This window comes from Arthrobacter sp. ov407 (assembly GCF_900102895.1).
Classification (GTDB): Bacteria; Actinomycetota; Actinomycetes; order Actinomycetales; family Micrococcaceae; genus Arthrobacter.
The window spans coordinates 262,941-277,404 of sequence record NZ_FNGD01000001.1; the positions used below are offsets into that span (position 1 = coordinate 262,941).

15 protein-coding genes are annotated in these 14,464 nt (G+C 67.2%); 7 read left to right on the top strand and 8 right to left on the bottom strand.

Features of this window, described 5'->3' with window-relative positions; translation table 11 throughout:
* Positions 1–68: 68 nt before the first annotated feature.
* The 4 genes from BLS42_RS01235 to BLS42_RS01250 form a co-directional block, all read right to left on the bottom strand.
* Positions 69–1,046 (bottom strand): NUDIX hydrolase, encoded by a 978-nt coding sequence (locus tag BLS42_RS01235; RefSeq protein ID WP_090575201.1) that lies wholly within the window; start codon positions 1,044–1,046, stop codon positions 69–71.
* 11 nt (positions 1,047–1,057) lie between these two features.
* Entirely contained in the window at positions 1,058–3,322 is a 2,265-nt protein-coding gene (locus BLS42_RS01240; protein WP_256336165.1) for an RNA degradosome polyphosphate kinase, read from the bottom strand.
* An 88-nt stretch (positions 3,323–3,410) separates the two neighbouring features.
* Positions 3,411–4,433: a mycothiol synthase gene (mshD, locus tag BLS42_RS01245; protein ID WP_090575208.1), complete on the bottom strand. Its 1,023-nt coding sequence runs from the start codon at positions 4,431–4,433 to the stop codon at positions 3,411–3,413.
* Between the two features lie 291 nt (positions 4,434–4,724).
* Positions 4,725–5,423, bottom strand: a complete 699-nt coding sequence (locus BLS42_RS01250) for a winged helix-turn-helix transcriptional regulator (RefSeq protein WP_090575211.1) — start codon at positions 5,421–5,423, stop codon at positions 4,725–4,727.
* A gap of 242 nt (positions 5,424–5,665) precedes the next feature.
* Between BLS42_RS01250 and BLS42_RS01255 the strand changes: the two genes are divergently transcribed.
* The 7 genes from BLS42_RS01255 (at position 5,666) to BLS42_RS01285 (ending at position 11,945) form a co-directional block, all read left to right on the top strand.
* Positions 5,666–6,400 (top strand): permease, encoded by a 735-nt coding sequence (locus BLS42_RS01255; RefSeq protein WP_090575214.1) that lies wholly within the window; start codon positions 5,666–5,668, stop codon positions 6,398–6,400.
* Between the two features lie 167 nt (positions 6,401–6,567).
* Positions 6,568–7,182, top strand: coding sequence for a nitrobindin family protein (locus BLS42_RS01260; RefSeq protein WP_090575217.1), 615 nt, complete (start codon positions 6,568–6,570; stop codon positions 7,180–7,182).
* A gap of 53 nt (positions 7,183–7,235) precedes the next feature.
* A complete protein-coding gene (locus BLS42_RS01265; RefSeq protein ID WP_090575220.1) occupies positions 7,236–7,973 on the top strand; it encodes a flavodoxin family protein in 738 nt (245 codons plus the stop codon).
* A 95-nt stretch (positions 7,974–8,068) separates the two neighbouring features.
* On the top strand, positions 8,069–9,151 hold the full coding sequence (locus tag BLS42_RS01270) for a CAF17-like 4Fe-4S cluster assembly/insertion protein YgfZ (protein ID WP_090575223.1): 1,083 nt from the start codon (positions 8,069–8,071) through the stop codon (positions 9,149–9,151).
* A 59-nt stretch (positions 9,152–9,210) separates the two neighbouring features.
* The gene (locus BLS42_RS01275) at positions 9,211–9,606 is read left to right on the top strand and encodes an ankyrin repeat domain-containing protein (RefSeq protein ID WP_090576040.1); all 396 of its coding nucleotides are present in this window, start codon (positions 9,211–9,213) and stop codon (positions 9,604–9,606) included.
* Positions 9,607–9,772: 166 nt separating this feature from the next.
* Positions 9,773–10,336, top strand: a complete 564-nt coding sequence (locus tag BLS42_RS01280) for a PadR family transcriptional regulator (RefSeq protein ID WP_090575227.1) — start codon at positions 9,773–9,775, stop codon at positions 10,334–10,336.
* Positions 10,337–10,418: 82 nt separating this feature from the next.
* A complete protein-coding gene (locus BLS42_RS01285) occupies positions 10,419–11,945 on the top strand; it encodes an MFS transporter (RefSeq protein ID WP_090575230.1) in 1,527 nt (508 codons plus the stop codon).
* Positions 11,946–11,961: 16 nt separating this feature from the next.
* Here BLS42_RS01285 and BLS42_RS01290 read toward each other — a convergent pair whose 3' ends face one another.
* From BLS42_RS01290 to BLS42_RS01305, 4 genes are all read right to left on the bottom strand, one after another.
* Positions 11,962–12,672 carry a GNAT family N-acetyltransferase gene (locus BLS42_RS01290; RefSeq protein ID WP_090575233.1) on the bottom strand — a complete coding sequence of 237 codons (711 nt, stop codon included), beginning with the start codon at positions 12,670–12,672 and terminating at the stop codon, positions 11,962–11,964.
* A gap of 30 nt (positions 12,673–12,702) precedes the next feature.
* Positions 12,703–13,728: a 6-phosphofructokinase gene (locus BLS42_RS01295; RefSeq protein WP_090575237.1), complete on the bottom strand. Its 1,026-nt coding sequence runs from the start codon at positions 13,726–13,728 to the stop codon at positions 12,703–12,705.
* 214 nt (positions 13,729–13,942) lie between these two features.
* Complete coding sequence (locus BLS42_RS01300; protein ID WP_090575240.1) at positions 13,943–14,197, bottom strand: PspC domain-containing protein; 255 nt, start codon at positions 14,195–14,197, stop codon at positions 13,943–13,945.
* A gap of 3 nt (positions 14,198–14,200) precedes the next feature.
* A complete protein-coding gene (locus BLS42_RS01305; protein WP_090575243.1) occupies positions 14,201–14,464 on the bottom strand; it encodes a hypothetical protein in 264 nt (87 codons plus the stop codon).

A 14,464-nucleotide genomic window follows, 5' to 3' on the forward strand; every position in this document is an offset into this window, starting at 1 on the left:
CAAGATTCAGCAGTAATGTATCAAGCTATTGATACAAACTAGGCGTGCGGGCCCCGGGGGTCAAGGACCTAGTCGTCGAAGGGCCGGAACCGCTCCACCGCAACTATTTTGTTCTTGCTGTGGTGCGCCACGTGGCACACGATGATCTCGCCCGGCGCCAGAAACGGGTCCGAGGACGGCAGCAGGTCCCGGAGGCGGGAATTCATGTGCTTTGCGAGCTGCTTCAGGACGGTCGGCAGTGCCGGGCGGTGCGTACACACGGCCACGGCCCGCTGCTTGTCGAACAGCGACTCGACGACGGCGGCCGTCTTCTGCGGGCTGCGGCCGTGCCGGTGCTCGGTGAGGGCCTCGTTGAGCTTCACCTTGGCGTCGGCCGCCTTGGCGTACGGTGCGATGGTGGCCACGCACCGCAGCCACGGGCTTGAAACGATCCGGGCGGGCTTCCACGCCTGCAGGAGCCGCCCCACCGACTGCGCCTGCCGCATGCCGGTTGCGGCCAGCGGGCGGTCACCCTCGGCCTTGGACCACGAAGAGCGGGGCTTGGCCTTCGCGTGGCGCACGATCAGCAGCGGCCACGTCTGCAGTTCCCCGCGGTCGTGGGCGTTCACGAGGTGCTGCAGCGGTTCGATGTCGCTCGGGTTGCTCAGGAGGCGGGCCGCCTTTTCGGGCGGGCACCACATGACGCTGTCGACTTCGCTGCCGTCCGGCAGCAAGGCGGCGCCGTCGACGTCGACCGCCCAGTAGTGGACCACCTTCAGCCCGGCCTGCACGTGGTAGTGGATGGGCGGAAGCGGGATCCCCAGGGGAGCGGTGAGCCCGATCTCTTCCTCCACCTCGCGGACGGCGCACTCCGGGATGGTCTCGCCGGGGTCGATTTTGCCCTTCGGCCAGGACCAGTCGTCATACCGCGGGCGGTGGATCAGCAGGACCTCGAGCTGGTCCTGGGTGGCCGAATTGAGGCGCCAAGGGATGGCGCCTGCCGCTGTGACGGCAATCTCTTCGTCGGGATGGTCAGTCTGGTCCTCAACCAGTGCATCGCTGCTCACGCTCACGGTCCCTACCGCAGGCTGGTCGAGCGCTGGCGCGAGCGGGAGGCGAGCAGCCAGGACTGGACGTCCTTGAGATTCTGGCCGTCTTCTGCCAGGTGGTGGCGGGTCCATTCGCCCTCCCTGTCCAGATGCCAGCTCGCGGTCTCGGGCACCATGTAGCGGTTGAGCAGATCCAGGACATAGCTCGTGTCGTCGCCGCTCGTCAGCTGGACGAGGGCCTCCACCCGGCGGTCGAGGTTGCGGTGCATCATGTCGGCCGAGCCGATATAGACCACCGGGTCGCCGGCATTGGCGAAGGCGAAGACACGGGAGTGCTCCAGGAAGCGGCCCAGCACGGAGCGGACCGTGATGTTCTCGCTCAGGCCCGGAACGCCGGGCCGCAGGGAGCAGATGCCGCGGACAATGACGTCCACCTGCACCCCGGCCTGGGACGCGCGGTACAGGGAGTCGATGATGGCCTCGTCCACCATCGAATTGACCTTGATCTGGACGCGGGCGGCGATGCCGGCGCGGGCGTTCCTGATCTCGGTTTCGATCCTGTCGATCAGTCCGGACCGGACCGAGCGCGGCGCCACGAGCAGCCTCTTGAACGTGGACTTCGGCGCGTAGCCGGAGAGCTGGTTGAACAGCTTCGACAGGTCTTCGCCGACCTGTTCGTTCGCCGTCAGCAGGCCCAGGTCCTCGTAGTAGCGGGCCGTGCGGGGGTGGTAGTTGCCGGTGCCGATGTGGCAGTAGCGGCGCAGGCCGTCCACTTCCTGGCGGACCACCAGGGAGAGCTTGCAGTGGGTCTTGAGGCCCACGATGCCGTACACCACATGGACGCCGGCCTGTTCCAGTTTCCGGGCCCAGGAGATGTTGGCCTGCTCGTCGAAGCGGGCCTTGATCTCCACGAGGGCCAGGACCTGTTTGCCGGCCTCGGCGGCGTCGATCAGTGCATCGACAATCGGGGAGTCGCCGGACGTGCGGTACAGGGTCTGCTTGATGGCCTGGACTTTCGGGTCCGCGGCCGCCTGTTCCAGGAAAGCCTGGACGGAGGTGGAGAAGGAATCGTACGGGTGGTGTAGGAGGATGTCCCGTCGCCGCATGGCGGCAAACACGTTGGCCGCCTTGGAGGTTTCCGATTCGTTGAGGTACCGCGAGGTGTGCGGGACGTGCTTGGGGTAGTGCAGGTCTGCCCGGTCGATCCCGGCAATCACCGAGAGCCCGCGCAGGTCCAGCGGCGCCGGAACGGAGTAGACCTCGGATTCGTCGACGCCGAGCTCGCGGATCAGCAGGGCGCGGATGTTCGGGTTGATGTCATTGGTGACCTCGAGCCGGACGGGCGGGCCGAACCGGCGGCGCAGGAGTTCCTTCTCCAGCGCCTGCAGGAGGTTCTCGGCGTCGTCCTCTTCGACCTCGACGTCCTCGTTGCGGGTCACGCGGAAGATGTGGTGCTCCAGGACCTCCATGCCGGCGAACAGCTGGTCCAGGTGCACGGCGATCACTTCTTCGAGCGCGATGAACCGTGCCACACGCCCGGGGACGGAGCCGGCCCGGGCGCCGTCGATGGAGATCAGGCGGGGGAGCTGGTCAGGGACCTTGACACGGGCGAAGAGTTCCTTGTCGCTGACCGGGTTGCGGACCACCACGGCAAGGTTCAGGGACAGCCCGGAGATGTAGGGGAACGGGTGCGCCGGATCCACGGCCAGCGGGGTCAGGATCGGGAAGACCTTTTCCGCGAACATGGCACTGAGCTGGTCCTTGGCCTGGGAGTCGAGTTCCTCCCAATGCATGAGGTGGATGTGCTCGTACGCAAGGGCGGGACGGATCTGTTCGGCGTAGACCCGGGCGTGGCGCTGCTGGAGCCGGTGGGCCTCCTCGCCGATCTGATCCAAAACCTGCATGGGGCTCAGCCCGGCGGGGGAGGGGACCGCGAGGCCCGTGGCGATCCGGCGCTTTAGCCCGGCCACCCGGACCATGAAGAACTCGTCCAGGTTGGAGGCAAAGATGGACAGGAAGCTGACCCGCTCCAGCAGGTACAGGTTGGGGTCCTCGGCCAGTTCCAGGACCCGGGCGTTGAAGGCGAGCCAGCTCAGCTCCCGGTCCAGGAACCGGTCGGGGCGGATGTCGCCATCCGGTTCCAGGTTCGGCGCGAACTCCGGAATGTCGATCCGGTCCTGGGTGGCGCGTGAGGCCGGCACTTCGGAGGAGCCAAAGCGCGCACGTACTGGACGCTCCCGCTTTTCCGGCGTTGCTGGTTCAGACGTGGATGTCCGGGCGGTATCCCGTGGCATGGGGTCTCCTCAATGCTGGCGCGATGTAGCTTCAACCTTACAAGCAATCACGGCCAGATGACCCCAGATTGCGGCCCGGCCGGGGCGGTCATCCGCCGACTTGACTAACGCCGTCGGGCGCGGAGGTGCCGGCCGGTGGTTGCTGCTGCGGCAACGGCGCGTACATGACATCGACATCCCAGCGGGTGAACCCGAGCCGGCGGTAGAGGGCGACGGCGGGCGCGTTGTCGGCATCGACGTAGAGCATGACGGCGTGGAGCCCGAGGTCCTGCAGATGCCGGATGCCGGCGACGGTGAGGGCCTTGCCCAGCCCGGAGCCCTGGGCGTCCGGGGTCACGCCCACCACATAGACCTCGCCGATCGCGGGGTGATCGCCGTGGCGGGGGTGCACCTTGGTCCAGTGGAACCCCAGGAGCCGGTCCGCCGGGTCCACGGCCAGGAGGAAGCCTGCGGGATCAAACCAGGGTTCGGCCATCCGGGCGTCCAGATCGGCGCGCGTCATGTTGCCCTGCTCCGGATGGTGGGCGAAGGCGGCCTTGTTTGCGGCCAGCCAGGCGTCCTCGTCCCTGCCGGGCACGAAGGTGCGCAGCTGTACGCCCTCCGGGAGTTGGACCTCTGGCAAGGCCGCCGCTGCCGTCATCAGCCGCATTTTCCACAGCTCGCGGACGGCGCCGTAGCCGAAGCGTGCCGCGAGATCCGCCGCGGCTTCGTGGTTTCCGTGGGACCAGGCTTTTAGGCCCGCGAAGCCGCGGACGCTTTTCAGTTCGCCCACCAGGCGGCCGCCCACGCCCTGGCTGCGGTAGCTGGGGTGAACGGCGATCTCAAGAACCCCGGTGCCGTCGGGCTCCTCGATGACGACGGCGACGCCGGCTAGGTCCTGCGCCGTCGCGGGATCCAGCTGATCGTCCGGCGCGTAGAGGGCCAGGGCCAATACCGAATGCTCGCCCGCGTCGGCGGCGCGCAGCGTGACCAGGGTTTGTTCGGACAGCGGCGGGTTGCCGTCGGACTCCTCCGCCGCGGCGGCAAGGACGGCGACGTCCCGCAGCAGCCTGCCGTCCACGGTTCCTTTGACAGCAAGTACGGGCCAGTTTTCCGGGTGCGCAGGGCTCATGGTGCAAGGCTATCGGCTGCATGGCTGTCAGCGGCCGATTTTGTTGAACTGCGAACGGCCGCGTATAGTCGTTATCTCGTCCGGCGTTGCGCCAGATGCGAGGGGGATCCACCACTGGGGTGGCCTCGATACGTTCGACCCGTATGTCCTCCACTGAGAAGGTTTTGCGCCGATGGACCGGTGCACCACGAAGGCCCCGGACTCTGGATTCCAGAGTCCGGGGCCTTCTGTGTTGCTGTGTTTAGTGCGTCTGCGGTTCTCTGCTTCTGGGCTCGGGCCGCCCTGGTGTGCTCAGGCCTCGGTGAGTTCGTCCTCGGTCTGGCGGACCAGGGTCAGGCGGTAGCCGACGTTGCGGACCGTGCTGATCAGGTTCTCGTGGTCGGCGCCCAGTTTGGCGCGCAGCCGCCGGACGTGGACGTCCACGGTGCGGGTGCCGCCGTAGTAGTCGTAGCCCCAGACTTCGGTCAGCAGCTGCTGGCGGGTGAACACCCGGCCGGGGTGCTGGGCGAGGTACTTCAGCAGTTCAAATTCCTTGAAGGTCAGGTTGAGTGCGGCGCCGTTGACCCGTGCGGTGTAGCTGGCCTCGTCAATGACGACGCCGGCGGCCCGGATTTCGGTCGGCACGTCCTCCTTCTCCGGAACGGCGCGGGCGACGCCGAGGCGGAACCTGGCTTCGACTTCTGCCGGGCCCGCGGATTCCAGGAGGATGTCGTCCACGGCCCACGCCGAGGAAACGGCGGCCATGCCGCCCTCGGTGAGGATCAGCATCAAGGGGGCGCTGAGGCCGGTGGCCTTGAGCAGCTGGGTGAGGGAACGTGCGCCGACCAGGTCCTTGCGGGCATCAAGCAGGACGATGTCGCAGGGGTCCGTCTCGAGCAGGGCAGTGGGCTCGGCCGGCAGGATGTGCACCCGGTGGTTCAGCAGCTCCAGAGCAGGCAGGACGTCCACGGATGTTCCGGTGCTGTTCGTCAATAGCAGGATGTGCGACATTGTTCCTCCAAGGGGTGTCCGCGCATCGTTGGGCGTCTTGTTGCTGATCCCGAGTATACCTAAACGCCCCATTCCGGCCATGGTCCCGTCACCTCCGGCCACTGCTTTTGCGACACATATCGTTCACATAAGGCAGGATTGAACCGTCAGGGCCGCGGCCCGTTGAAATTGAGCCGAGTCGAATTGGGGTCCGCAGTGAGCGAAGGTACGACCATGGTGGGTCTGCCGATGGCGAGCAGACGGTGAAGCCGTGGAGCGTCGGCATCATCGGCCTGGCTGGACTCGCGGCCATTGTTGCCGGCGCCTACTTCTCGCCTGAGGTCCTCCTGGCCGTCGCGGCACTCACCGCCGTCGGCGTCGGCATCGGCTGGCCCTACTTTCTGGGCATCCCCGCCAAGAAGACCCTCGCCGTTTTGATTGGCCTGCCGGGTGTGGGGTCGGCGGTCGCCGCGACCTATCTTCCGGCTCCCGGTTTCCTGGACTGGACGCCGTCGTTCATGGCGGTCGGGGTCATAGCAATCTTCGTCATGCAACTGATCCGAGGCACAGGGCAGGCCCAGCGGCTCGAATCCACCTTGGGCTCCTGCGCGGGTGTCCTGCTGTCCTGCCTGGGCGCCGGCTGGATTGCCAGCTCGCGCTTCAACGGGGTCCGCGAAATGATCCTCGTGGCCGCCGTCAGCGCGGCCATCGCCCTGATGGCGGGGCTGATCCGCTGGCCTGACCGCATCGTGGCGCCGCTGGGCATCGTGAGCGCGGGGCTCGCCGGGCCGCTGGCCGGCCTGGTGTTCTCCGACATTGCCGTGCTGCCCGCCGCCCTCGCCGGCGTCGTAGTGGGGGCGGTGCTGGTGAGTTTCCGTCGCCTCGTCATCCTCAGCGGTGAGAGGTTGAACTTTTTGGCGGCCGTGAGTATGGGGCTGGGGCCGGTGTCGGCGGTCGGTTCCCTGGCCTACTTCATAGACAAACTACTCATCTACTAAGGGTTAGGATGGCATCATGTCCGTACTTGCATATGAGATCTTTTTCCTTGTCCTGCTTGGCGTGGCCAGCCTGTCCATGGCGTGGTTTGCCGGCTTTGTCGTGTACCGCCTCTTCAAAGGCCAGAAGTAACACGTTCCCGACCCCGTAGCTTCCAGAGGTAGATGCTGTGCCGATTGAAATCCCCACTGATCTGACCCCCGAAATCGTTCCGCTGTCCTGGCTCATTGGTGAGTGGGAGGGCCGCGGCCGGCTGGGGGCCGGGGACGAGGACTCCGAGCACTTCCTGCAACACGTGTCGTTTACGCACAACGGCCTGCCGTATCTGCAGTACCGCGCCGAGAGCTGGCTGACGGACGACGACGGAACCAAGCTGCGTCCCCTGACCGTCGAGACCGGCTTCTGGGCCCTCGAGCGTAAGCAGCGCGAGGAGGACGGCGGCCCCGGCCTGATCCCGGCGGACATCGTCCCCGTGCTCAAGAGCGCCGACGAGGTTGAGGCCCTGCGCAACAGCGACGGCGGCTTCGACATCTCGGTGTCCATCGCCCACCCCGGCGGGATCTCGGAGCTGTACTACGGTCAGATTAAGGGACCCCAGATCCAGCTCAGCACCGACATGGTGATGCGCGGCAGCCACTCCAAGGAGTACACGGCGGCCACCCGGATCTTCGGGCTCGTGGAGGGGAACCTGCTGTGGCGCTGGGACGTGGCCCCCGGCAAGGATTCGGCGTCCGGCGGCGGCCTGGAGGCCCATGCATCGGCCATCCTCGCCAAGGTAGGCTAACGGCGCGGTCTCACTGATTTTTCCGTTGTCAGCATCGACCGAGGAGAAACGCCGTGAATGCCACAGTCCCCAGCAACGACGCCGGTAACACCAGCTACGCCGACCTCAAGGCCGTGTACTTCAACGGCACCCTCAAGAAGTCCCCCGACGTGTCCAACACCCAGGGCCTGATCGAGGTCAGCCGGCGGATCATGGAAAAGCAGGGCGTCACCACCCGCGTGATCCGTACCGTGGACCACGACATCGCCAGCGGCGTCTACCCCGACATGCGCGAACACGGCTGGGCCACCGATGAATGGCCGGAACTCTACCCGGCGGTCCAGGAAGCGGACATCGTCGTCGTCGCCGGGCCCATCTGGCTGGGGGACAACTCCTCGCAGACCAAGAAACTCATCGAGCGCCTCTACGCCCACTCCGGGCAGCTGAACGCTAAGGGCCAGTGGGCCTATTATCCCAAGGTGGGCGGCTGCCTCATCACCGGCAACGAGGACGGGATCAAGCATTGCGCCATGAACGTCCTGTACAGCCTCCAGCACATCGGCTTCACCATCCCACCGCAGGCCGACGCCGGATGGATCGGCCCCGTCGGGCCCGGACCCAGCTACCTTGACGAGGGTTCCGGGGGTCCGGAGACCGATTTCACCAACCGCAACACCACCTTCATGACCTGGAACATGCTGCACCAGGCACGGATGCTCAAGGACGCCGGCGGCATTCCCGCCTACGGTAACCTCCCCGACGCCTGGAAAGCGGGCACCCGCTTCGACTTTGAAAATCCGGAATACCGCTAGGGCCGGCCGGCCCCACAGTCGGACAAAGCCCGGTCGGCCCCGACATTCCATGCCGGGGCCGGAATACGCGCACAGCTAAGGACGTTCCCTTCAATATGACTATCAAAAGCCCCCTGTTGTCGCGCCCGGCCGCGGTTGAGGCCAGCGGTGCCGACGCCGGCGTCGCCGCGCACTACGGCGAGCCGCTCCGGGAGCAGCGGGCGCTGGCTGCCGGCACCGCCGTCGTCGATCTTTCAAGCCGCGGCGTGGTCACGGTCACCGGACCGGACCGCCTCAGCTGGCTGAACACCCTGTCCTCCCAGCAGCTCACGTCCCTGGCCCCCGGCCAGTCCACCGAACTGCTGTTGCTGAGCGTGCAGGGCCGGATCGAGTTCGACGCCAGGGTGGTGGACGACGGCGCAACCACGTGGCTGATCGTCGAGGGAGCCGAGGCCGGCCCGCTCGCCGAATGGCTGAACAAGATGAAGTTCATGCTCCGGGTCGAGATCGCCGACGTCTCCGCGGACTGGGCCGTGCTCGGGTCCACCCAGCGCATCCCGGAGTGGTCGGCGCTGCAGGTCTGGGAAGACCCGTGGCCGCATGTCGGGGCCGGCGGCTACTCGTACGCGGTGGTGGGCGAGGACGTCCACCCCGGGCTGGAGCGGCCGTGGTTCGAGTACCTGGTCCCCGCGGCCGAGCTGGTCGCGACGGTGGGCGAGCGTGCCCTCGCCGGCACCATGGCTTCAGAAGCGCTGCGGATTGCGGCGTGGCGGCCGCGGTGGGGCTCGGAAACCGACGACAAGACCATTCCGCACGAGCTCGACCTCCTCCGCACCGCCGTGCATCTGGCCAAGGGCTGCTACAAGGGCCAGGAGACGATCGCCCGCGTCCACAACCTGGGCCACCCGCCGCGGCGGCTCGTGTTCCTCCAGCTCGACGGCTCCCAGCACACCCTGCCCGCGCCCGGCAGCGAGGTGCGTGCCGGTGACCGCAAGGTGGGCGCCGTGACTTCCGTGGCGCAGCACTACGAAATGGGCCCCGTGGCGCTGGCCGTGATCAAGCGCTCCGTCGCCCCGGACCAGGTCCTGACCGTGGTGGACGGTGACGAGCCCTATGCCGCGGCCCAGGAAGTCATTGTGGCTCCGGACGCCGGCCAGGTGGTGGGCCGCCAGACCGGCTTCCTGCGGGGCACCCGATGAGCGGCGAGTCCCCGCAGAACGGTTCTCCGCTGGGCTCTTCCCCGCTGGACTCTGTCCCGCTGGAGGGTGGTGGCGCCGCGCCCGACGACGAGACGCTGGCGCTGGCGCACGCGCTCTTAGACGCGGCCCGCGAGGGTAACTCCGCGCTGCTGGGCGGCTATCTGGCTGCCGGCGCTCCGGCCACGCTGACGACTTCCTCCGGCGACTCGCTCGTCATGCTGGCGGCCTACCACGGTCACGCGGGCACCGTCCGGCTGATCCTGGACCACGGCGGCGACGCCAACGCGCCTAACGACCGCGACCAGACGCCGCTGGCCGGTGCTGTGTTCAAGGGCTACACGGACGTCGCCCGGGAGCTGTTGGAGGCGGGGGCCGACCCCGACGCCGGCACCCCCACCGCGCGGGCTGCCGCGCAAATGTTCGCCCGCACGGAGATCCTGGCCCTCCTCGGCTGACAGGCCCCGACAAGCCCTGACAAAACCGGTCCGGTCCGAGGCTAAGGCCCTGTCGGCCCGGATCCGGGCAAGATTGCCCCCAAATACTCCACGTGGAATAATCTTCAGTGGAGTAATCGCAATTTAGACCGAAGACGACAGTTTTGACCGAAGAGGACACAGCACCATGGCCCGGGCAACCGCACTGACACCGCTGGGTGTCGCCGCACTCTCCCTGCTCGTGGAGGAACCGATGCATCCCTACGAGATGTACCAGCTCCTGATCGCCCGGCACGAGGACCGACTGGTCAAGGTCCGGCCAGGAACTCTCTATCACGCCGTCGGGCGGCTCGAAGAGCAGGGTCTCGTCGCAGCGACGGGAACGGACCGGGGAGGCAACCGTCCGGAGCGCACCACGTACACGATCTCGGCAGCGGGCCGCGAAGCGTTCACGACGTGGCTGCAGGACATGCTCGCCGCGCCGGTCAACGAATACCCGTCCTTCCCGCTGGCCATCTCCGAGGCCTACAACCTGCCCGCCGGCGTCGTCGTCGACCTCCTCGACCGCCGGCTCCAAGCGCTGCAGGAGCAGCTCGACTTTCTAGTCTCCGGCGAGGAACTGCTGAAGACGAAGGGCGTGGAGCGCAAGTACTGGATCGATGTCCAGTACCAGCAGTGCACGCTGCAGGCCGAACTCGCCTGGATCCGCAGACTTCAGGACCAGCTCCGCTCCGGCGAACTGCCGTGGTGAAGCCCTCGCAGGACCCCGGCCGGAGCCCGGCCGCCCTAACACTTAGCCCGTCCAACTTTCACACCAGCCCCTAAGGAACCCCATGGAAAACGTAGCCCGGCCATGGCCGGCACTCTGGTCCCTGGTGATCGGCTTCTTCATGATCCTGATCGACACCACCATCGTCTCGGTGGCCAACCCGAGCATCATGGAGGGCCTCAACACTGACATCAACTCGGTTATCTGGGTGACCAGCGCCTACCTGCTCGCCTATGCCGTGCCGCTGCTCATCACGGGCCGGCTCGGCGACCGCTTCGGACCGAAGAAGCTCTACCTCTCCGGACTCGTCGTCTTCACCATGGCATCGCTGTGGTGCGGCCTCTCCGGCGACGTCCAGACCCTCATTGGGGCCCGCGTCGTCCAGGGCCTCGGCGCGGCCATGATGACGCCGCAGACCATGGCCGTCATTACCCGGATCTTCCCCCCGGACCGCCGCGGGGCAGCCATGGGCATCTGGGGTGCCACGGCCGGCGTCGCCACCTTGGTCGGCCCGATCCTCGGAGGCGTCCTTGTGGATGGCCTCGGCTGGGAATGGATCTTCTTCATCAACGTCCCCGTCGGGATTGTCGGCTTCATCCTCGCTCAGCGTTTCGTCCCCTCGCTGACCACCCACCCGCACAAGTTCGATATTCCCGGCGTGCTCCTTAGCGCTCTCGGCCTCTTCCTTCTGGTGTTCGGCATCCAGGAGGGCGCGAAGTACGACTGGGGCACCATCGCCGGTCCCATCACCGTCTGGGGCCTGATCATCAGCGGCATCGCGGTGCTGGTTGTCTTCGTCCTGTGGCAGAAGTTCAACAAGGGTGAACCGCTGCTGCCGCTGTCCCTTTTCAAGGACCGGAACTTCTCGCTCGCAAACATTGCGATCACCACCGTGGGCTTCACCGTCACGGCGTTCAGCCTGCCGCTGATCTTCTACTACCAGATCGTCCGCGGTCTGACGCCGACCCAGTCTGCGCTCATGATGGTGCCGATGGCGCTGATCTCGGGCGGCCTCGCACCCGTGGTCGGCCGGATCATCGACAAGGTCAACCCGAAATTCATCACCGCGACCGGCCTGGTCCTGATGTCCGTGGCGCTGTTCTGGAATGCCCTGCTCATGCACCCGGACACCGCCATCTGGCTGTTCCTGCTGCCGAGCGCAGTGCTGGGCTTCGCCAATGCGGGCATTTGGGCGCCGTTGAGCTCCACCGTCACGCGCAACCTGCCGCCGCGGCAGGCCGGAGCCGGCTCGGGCGTCTACAACACCACCCGCCAGATCGGCGCCGTGCTCGGCAGCGCCGCCATCGCCGTCCTCATCCAGGCGCGGCTGGCGGCCGAGCTCCCCGCCCGGCCCGGAGCGGGCGCAGACGCCAGCCCGATGGGCTTCGGCGGCGCCCTGCCCGAGGCACTCCAAGAGGGGTTCTCGACGGCGATGGGCCAATCCATCCTGCTGCCGGCGGCGGTCATTCTGCTCGGTGCTGCCGTGGCGCTGTTCTTCGCCAAGCCCAAGCCGGTCCAGGGCTGGGGTGAGCCGGGCCCTGCAGTAGCTGCCGGCGCGGAGACGGACAAGGCCGCCGCAGAGCGCGGCTAGCCTGGCGGCATCCGGATCAGCCCAGCAGCACGCTGGTGTGGATGCCGCCCGCGGAGAAGCCCAGGCTCCGGGCCAGCGCCAGTGAGCCCTTGTTGCTGACCTCTGAACGCCACTGCAGCGTCAGCCCGGCGGCGAGGGCCTCGTGGGCGGCTATCGAGGCGGCCAGCTTGCCCAGACCGCGGCGCCGCCATTCGGGCGCAACCAGCACGCCCAGATGGGCCAGGAGCCCTTCCCATTCGGCGTAGGCCCCGCAGGCCACGGGCGTCCGCCGCTCGTCTTCCAGATGCAGAACAGTGAAGCGGTGTTCGAGGTCGGCGAGGCCCACCTCATTGATGTCATCGGGCGGGCAGAACGTCTCCAGTTCGACCGCTTCCGGGTTCCCGTGCGAGACGGTCAGCTCCTCGGAAGGCTGCTGCAGCGGGAGGTCGTCGGCGAAGAAGAGTGCGGCGGCGCCCAGCCCGTGGCCGCCGTGCCCGCGGGTGATGGTCAGCAGCGTCACGTGCTGGGCAAGTTCCTCATCGGCGAGACCGTCGGCGGCGTCCAGCGCCCATTGCGGGCCAACCAGGGCTGAGTTGCCGAACAGGCGGACGAACTGCACCGACCGAGCAGTCTCATCCGCGCGGGTGAGCCGGACGCCGGCGGCGGCCGCGAAGGCGCCGTCGTCGAACCCCAAGCGACGCGCCCATGCAAGCTGGACAATTTCAGCGGAACCGGGCTCAAGAGTCATGAATCAACCCTACCCACCGCTGGCCGGCCTTTAGCCGAAGAGGACCGCGGCCTCGTCATAGCGGCTCTGCGGTACGGACTTGAGGTTGCCGAGCGCGGCGTCGAAACCGACGTGCACAATATCCGTGCCGTGCAGCGAGACCATCGTGCCCCAGCGCTTCTCCACCACTGAATCGATGGCCGCCATGCCCAGGCGGGTGGCCAGGACGCGGTCGAACGCCGTCGGGACGCCACCGCGCTGGATGTGGCCAAGGACCGTCGCGCGGGTCTCGATGCCGGTGCGTGCCTCCAGCTCGGGCGCCAGCATTTCGGCGATCCCGCCGAGGCGGGGGCGGCCAAACGTGTCGAGGCCGCGCTCCGAATGCGGGGACTCCTGACCTTCGGGCACGAACCCCTCGGCCACGACGAGCAGCGGGGCGCGGCCACGGTCATGGGCGGAGATAACCCACTCGGCGATCTGTTCCATGGAGGCCTTCTGCTCCGGAATCAGGATAGCGTGGGCGCCCGAGGCCATGCCGGCGTGCAGGGCGATCCAGCCCACATGCCGTCCCATGACTTCCGCAATCATGCAGCGGTGGTGGGACTCTCCGGTGGTGCGCAGCCGGTCGATTGCCTCGGTGGCGATTTCCACGGCGGTGTCGAAGCCGAACGTGTAGTCCGTGGCGTCGAGATCGTTGTCGACCGTCTTGGGCACGCCCACGATCTTGAGGCCGGCGTCGGTGAGCCGCTTGGCGGCGGCCAGGGTGCCTTCGCCGCCGATGGCGATGATGGCGTCGATCCCGAGCCGGTCCATGTTGGCTTTGATGACCTCGGGACCGCCGCCGTTCTCAAACGGGTTGGTGCGGGACGTGCCGAGGATGGTGCCGCCCTGCTTGGCGATGCCGCGGACCATGGTGCGGGGAATCTCCACGATGTCGCCCTCTACGACGCCGCGCCAGCCATCCTTGAATCCTACGAACTGCTGGCCGTGGACCGCGATTCCCTTGAGGACGGCGCCTCGGATGACGGCGTTCAGGCCGGGGCAGTCTCCGCCGCTGGTGAGGATTCCAATTTTCATATGTTGGCTCAAATCCTGGTTTGAAGGGGTACAGGCAGAGCGCCACGCTGAGCTCACCTAGAGTCTAGTGGCGCGTGTGGGCCAGGACACAAACGGTTACAAAAGGGTGCCCCTGCCATGGTGGCGGGGGCACCCTTTCGTGGTGCGGTGCAGCTACCGGGCGCCGGTTGCCGCGGGGCCGGGACGGCCTGTGAGCGGCGGCCTGTGATCGACTTCAGGGCCGGGAGGACCGCTTCGAGAGGAAGCTTTCGAGGACGATTGCGTTGCGCTGGTCCGGGAGGAGCAGCCACGCCGCGAGGTAGAACACGAACGCCGGCCCGGGGAGCAGGCTCAGGAGCAGGTAGGCGATCCTGACATAAGCCACATCAACCTTCAGTTTGGCGGCAATTCCGCCGCAGACGCCGCCAAGCCAGCGCTGCGGACCACGTTTCAGGCCGAAGCCCCGGATGGTGTCGAAGAATTTATCCATGGCTCAAGACTTCCCTGTCGTTGACGTATTGTCACGCCTGCGCGCCGCGACCAGGCCGCCCACTATCAGGGCGGCCCCGGCCCCGATCATCAGGCCGATCAGGACATAGGTGCCGTTGAGGGCCACGATGCCGAGCCCGGAAATGATGATCAGCGCGGCCAGTGCCACCACTGTCAGTCCCCAGACCACTGTGCCCACCCGGGCGGGGGAACCCGCCTCCGGGTCCTGCCCGGCGGCGGCCGGCCGCGAGTCGTCATAGCTGCTCAT

Coding starts and splice junctions, on each gene's coding strand:
- BLS42_RS01305 (WP_090575243.1), bottom strand. CDS start 14,464: ATGAGCAGCTATGACGACTCGCGGCCGGCCGCCGCCGGGCAGGACCCG.
- BLS42_RS01300 (WP_090575240.1), bottom strand. CDS start 14,197: ATGGATAAATTCTTCGACACCATCCGGGGCTTCGGCCTGAAACGTGGT.
- BLS42_RS01240 (WP_256336165.1), bottom strand. CDS start 3,322: ATGCCACGGGATACCGCCCGGACATCCACGTCTGAACCAGCAACGCCG.
- mshD (WP_090575208.1), bottom strand. CDS start 4,433: ATGAGCCCTGCGCACCCGGAAAACTGGCCCGTACTTGCTGTCAAAGGA.
- BLS42_RS01295 (WP_090575237.1), bottom strand. CDS start 13,728: ATGAAAATTGGAATCCTCACCAGCGGCGGAGACTGCCCCGGCCTGAAC.
- BLS42_RS01280 (WP_090575227.1), top strand. CDS start 9,773: ATGGCCCGGGCAACCGCACTGACACCGCTGGGTGTCGCCGCACTCTCC.
- BLS42_RS01290 (WP_090575233.1), bottom strand. CDS start 12,672: ATGACTCTTGAGCCCGGTTCCGCTGAAATTGTCCAGCTTGCATGGGCG.
- BLS42_RS01250 (WP_090575211.1), bottom strand. CDS start 5,423: ATGTCGCACATCCTGCTATTGACGAACAGCACCGGAACATCCGTGGAC.
- BLS42_RS01285 (WP_090575230.1), top strand. CDS start 10,419: ATGGAAAACGTAGCCCGGCCATGGCCGGCACTCTGGTCCCTGGTGATC.
- BLS42_RS01270 (WP_090575223.1), top strand. CDS start 8,069: ATGACTATCAAAAGCCCCCTGTTGTCGCGCCCGGCCGCGGTTGAGGCC.